The organism is Pseudoalteromonas ostreae (genome assembly GCF_018069805.1).
In the GTDB taxonomy this organism is placed as follows: domain Bacteria; phylum Pseudomonadota; class Gammaproteobacteria; order Enterobacterales; family Alteromonadaceae; genus Pseudoalteromonas; species Pseudoalteromonas ostreae.
The window spans coordinates 1-1044 of the sequence record NZ_JAGPYN010000064.1 but is presented as its reverse complement, the minus strand read 5'-3'; the positions used below and the strand labels follow the sequence as shown (position 1 = coordinate 1044).

At 42.0% G+C, this 1044-nt stretch carries 2 protein-coding genes; both read left to right on the top strand.

From position 1 onward, the window contains the following. Nucleotides 1–212: 212 nt before the first annotated feature. Nucleotides 213–674 carry a DinB family protein gene (locus tag J7338_RS20520; protein WP_338052522.1) on the top strand — a complete coding sequence of 154 codons (462 nt, stop codon included), beginning with the start codon at nucleotides 213–215 and terminating at the stop codon, nucleotides 672–674. Next, the gene (locus J7338_RS20515) at nucleotides 664–891 is read left to right on the top strand and encodes a hypothetical protein (RefSeq protein WP_210798823.1); all 228 of its coding nucleotides are present in this window, start codon (nucleotides 664–666) and stop codon (nucleotides 889–891) included. Before J7338_RS20520 ends, J7338_RS20515 begins: the two co-directional genes overlap by 11 nt. Nucleotides 892–1044: the final 153 nt, after the last annotated feature.

Below are 1044 nucleotides of genomic sequence, written 5' to 3'. Positions count from 1 at the left end.
CATTTTTTTACGTGAAATAGAAGTAACTGATTGAACCAAAATAGCAACTCGGCTATGGTTAATGCATTAATAAAAATAAATTAAAAACGAGTTATTCTACAGGCTCGTTAACCATGATAAGGATCTATGATGAGCCTGAAAGATCACTTTGAATTGCTGGCGGCCTATAATCAGCGGATGAATTTAAAGGTGTATAAGGCTTCGAGTCAGCTCTGTGCAACAAATCTGGCCCAAGACCGTGGGGCCTTTTTGGTTCCATTCTCGGAACACTTAATCACATCATTGTTGGTGATACTATCTGGCTAAAACGGTTTGCTATCCATCCAGCCTGCTTGCGGTCTTTACAGGAGGTAGCTGATATTCCAAATCCAAAGAGCCTGGATCACATAGTCTTCAATGATATTGCTCGCCTATCTGAGCACAGGTTCTGGTTGGATCGGATAATTATCAACTGGACAACCGAGCTATCTGAAAGTGATCTGGATTTCATTCTCAGCTACCAAAACACCAAGGGGATCTCCGCTACCAAACGATATTCGAGTCTAGTTCTTCATTTTTTTAACCATCAGACTCATCATCGTGGCCAAGTTTCTACATTGCTATCGCAGGCAGGCGTGGATATTGGGGTTACAGACCTGTTGGCTGAGATTCAGGAGGAAACGCATGCATTATGAAGCCTTAAAAAACTGGGCGATCTATCTTACTAAGTGTGACGAAGTTGCAACTTATTTAATGTGGCCTTTTTTGTCGAACGAAAAAGACCTAGCCCCTTACACAATGGATGCTGGTGCTAAATTATGGAAGCTTGGTTGTAGAGATCGATTTTGGGTTAAAGATTTAGACTACGAAAGTAAAGTAGTTTATGTAAGGCCACCATGGCTAGACAAATAACCGCACATAATCGGGTAGCCGTAGGTCTCTAACCTGCAGCCATACCACCCATCATGCGCTTTTTATTAACAGGAAGTGCAATGGGCGGTTCACCTCCCGTAATGAAAATTGATCCAAATACCTCTCAACAATGCTAAACCTTGTGAGGCTAAA